The following is a 3,689-nucleotide window of genomic DNA, read 5'->3' on the forward strand; positions in this document are numbered from 1 at the left end:
GAACACGCACATCACGACGAACATGGTCAGATAAAACAACAGGCTCATTTTTACAGCCTCCCAAACGCTCTCTCTGTCCAAAAAACGACCGGCCGAGGTGGTCGGTTCCCTGGGTAGATGCTGCCAATAGACGACACCCCAGGCGCTCAAGGTTGCATTACCCGGAAAAAAACAAAGCCCCCGTGAGGGGGCTTTGCCAACTGACCTAAGACAGCTGAACCTTAGTTCTAGTCATCCATCAAGAAGCTGCGCAGCTGCTCGCTGCGGCTCGGATGACGCAGCTTACGCAGCGCCTTGGCTTCGATCTGACGAATGCGCTCGCGCGTCACGTCGAACTGCTTGCCCACTTCTTCCAACGTATGGTCGGTATTCATATCGATACCGAAGCGCATCCGCAGGACCTTGGCTTCGCGCGGCGTCAGGCCGGCGAGTACCGAGTGAGTGGTCTCACGCAGCGATTCCATGGTGGCGGAATCGATCGGCGAGTCCACCGAAGTGTCCTCGATGAAATCGCCCAAGTGCGAATCCTCATCGTCACCGATGGGGGTTTCCATGGAGATCGGCTCTTTGGCGATCTTGAGCACGCGGCGGACTTTGTCCTCCGGCATTTCCATGCGCACCGCCAGTTCTTCCGGCGTCGGCTCGCGACCCATCTCCTGCAGCATCTGCCGCGAAATGCGGTTCAGCTTGTTGATGGTCTCGATCATGTGCACCGGGATACGGATGGTGCGCGCCTGGTCGGCGATGGAGCGAGTGATGGCCTGACGAATCCACCAGGTCGCATAAGTCGAGAACTTGTAGCCGCGGCGGTATTCGAACTTGTCGACCGCCTTCATCAAGCCGATGTTGCCTTCCTGGATCAGATCCAGGAACTGCAGGCCACGGTTGGTGTACTTCTTGGCGATCGAGATCACCAGACGAAGGTTGGCTTCCACCATCTCCTTCTTGGCGCGGCGAGCCTTGGCTTCGCCCACGGCCACTTCGCGGTTGATCTCTTTGACTTCCGCGATGGTCAGGTGCACGCGCTCTTCGAGAGACATCAGCTTCTTCTGCTGCTTCTCGATTTCCTCACGCAGGCGCGCGAGCGCGGCCGAGTGCTTGCGCTTGGCGCGGATGTGCTTGTCGAGCCACTTGGTGTTGGTCTCGTTCTTCGGGAAGGTCGAGATGAAGTCCTTGCGCGGCATGCCAGCGTCGCGCACGCACAGGATCATGATCTGCTTCTCGAGATTACGGATCTCGGCGACGTTGTCGCGCATCTGCACGATCAGCGCGTCGAACATCTTGGGCGAGAGCTTCAGCTCCATGAACTCGCCGGCGACTTTCTTGCGCAGCTTGACCGACTTCGGGTCCTTGCTGGTCTTGTCCTCGGCCATGGCCTTGAGCACCTGCTGGTGCTGCTTGGAAATGGACAGGAAACGGCGCGCCGCCTCTTCCGGATCCGGGCCGGTCTCGAGCGTCTCTTCGTCTTCGCTGCCGCCTTCGGTCTCTTCGTCTTCGCTCTCTTCCTCGGCAGGCGCGGCGGCCGCGGCCAGCTTCGGATTGACCGGCGCGGCGATTTCGTCCGGCGCGTTCGGGTCGATGAAGCCAGTGATGATGTCGACCAGGCGGCCCTGACCGGCCTTGACCTGCTCGTACTGGTTGAGCATGAAGGTGTAGGTCAGCGGATAGCTGGACAGGGCCGAGCGCACCGTATCGAGGCCTTCCTCGATACGCTTGGCGATGCGGATTTCGCCTTCGCGCGTCAGCAGCTCGACCGTACCCATCTCGCGCATGTACATGCGGACCGGGTCGGTAGTGCGGCCGAATTCGGCATCGACAGTCGCCAGGGCGGCGGCCGCTTCTTCGGCTGCTTCCTCATCGGCCACCACCGGCTCGGCCAACAACAGGGCTTCGGATTCCGGTGCCTTCTCGTACACCGGGATGCCCATGTCGTTAATCATGTTGACGATATCTTCGATCTGTTCCGGATCGACGATTTCGCTGGGCAGGTGGTCATTGACCTCGACGTACGTCAGGTAGCCCTGCTCCTTGCCTCGGGCAATCAGCAGCTTCAATTGCGATTGACGCTCATCGGCGATCTGCGCCGGTTCCTTTTTTGCTGCCAAGGTCTTGCTCAAGTGTCAGGCCCTCACGTAATTCGGGGTGGGCGGGCTTAAAAAGACCGCGCAGTGTACTTTGATCGTTTTCCGGGCGCTAGGTTCGCGTTTACGCACCAGGATCGACCATGACTTTTCGGCCCAACAGGGCCTGCAGTTCAGCCTTTTCCGCGTCGGTCAGGCCGCCCTTAGTTAACAGAAGATCGGTTCGCAACCGGGTCGCCTCGTCACCTAGGTGCTTCACCGCTCCCGCCAGCTCGTTAGCGGCGCCGGCGGCATCGACCAAACACTCCTGAGCGGCCAATTTCGCCAGGTGCTCAACATCGGGGCGGTCCCGCCAGCGTTCAAGCAGCGCTCCAGTGTTAGCGCACGGGCGCCGGCTGAGTTCCTCTATCAACCCGATCAGTAGGGCAATGCCCGGCCGATCCAAGGTCGCCAACGCCGGGGTCAACACCACTTTGTCGGCAATTTCCGGGTAATGCACTAATAAATGAATCGCCTGGCGGACCTGGTTGCGCCGGCCGACCGACACTTTCGCAGTCATTGGGCGTATCGGCAGCGGGCTACTGCCCTTGATGCCGTCGCCTTCCAGCGCGGCCATATAGCCGCGTAAGCCGACCGCCTTGGCCACTTCCTGGGCCAGCAATTCCCGATAAATGCCGGTGGGAATGCGCTCCAGCAGTGGCCGCGCCAGTTCGCCCAGTTTGGCTCGCCCGTCGATACTTTTGATGTCGACCTGCGCGCTCAGGTGATTAATGAAGTACTCGGACAACGGCAGCGCATTTTCGATCCGTGTTTCGAACGCTTCGCGGCCCTCTTCGCCGACCAAAGTGTCCGGGTCGTGACCGTCCGGTAGAAACAAAAACCGAATCTGCCGGCCTTCGCGCACCTGGCTGAGCGAGTTCTCCAGCGCTTTCCACGCAGCCGCGCGGCCGGCGCGGTCGCCGTCGAAACAAAAGGTCACTTCATTACAGATCCGAAACACGCGCGCCAAATGCTCCGGGGTGGTGGCCGTGCCGAGCGTGGCCACTGCATACGTAATGCCTGCCTGATGCAGCCGAACCACGTCCATGTAGCCTTCAACGATCAACAACCGCGTCAGGGTTCGGGTCGCCTGCCGGGCTTCATATAAGCCATACAGCTCGCGGCCCTTGTGAAACAGTTCGGTTTCCGGCGAGTTCATATATTTGGGCTCGCCCTTGTCGAGCACCCGACCGCCAAAACCGATGGTCCGGCCGCGCGCATCCCGGATCGGGAACATGACCCGGTCCCGGAAACGGTCGTAATGACCGGAGCGGTTATCGCGCTCGATGATCAAGCCCACTTGTAACAAACGTGACCGCTCCGCTTCGCTGCCGCCCAGTAGTTTCAGCACCGAGTCCCACGCGTCCGGCGCGTAACCCAGGCTGAACTTCACGGCGGTGTCGCCGGTAAGACCACGCGCCTTGAAGTAATCCCGGCCGCGCGTCGTGGTCATCAATTCGTTTCGATAAAAACCGGCCGCCTTCTCCAGCGCCGTAAACAAAACATCCGACGGCGGCGGGCGTTGGCCCGGGGTTTGCTCGCGCGGCACGTCCACGCCGACCCGATCCG

The 3,689-nt window shown here is 60.6% G+C and carries 2 protein-coding genes; both read right to left on the reverse strand.

Annotation, left to right across the window (positions count from 1 at the left end; translation table 11 throughout):
• Positions 1-227: 227 nt before the first annotated feature.
• The gene (gene rpoD, locus JNL55_RS36350) at positions 228-2,117 is read right to left on the reverse strand and encodes an RNA polymerase sigma factor RpoD (RefSeq protein ID WP_293866694.1); all 1,890 of its coding nucleotides are present in this window, start codon (positions 2,115-2,117) and stop codon (positions 228-230) included.
• Between the two features lie 88 nt (positions 2,118-2,205).
• On the reverse strand, positions 2,206-3,689 hold a 1,484-nt coding region (dnaG, locus tag JNL55_RS36355; protein WP_293866697.1), incomplete at its 5' end, for a DNA primase.

The organism is Steroidobacter sp., from assembly GCF_016790065.1.
GTDB lineage: Bacteria > Pseudomonadota > Gammaproteobacteria > Steroidobacterales > Steroidobacteraceae > Steroidobacter.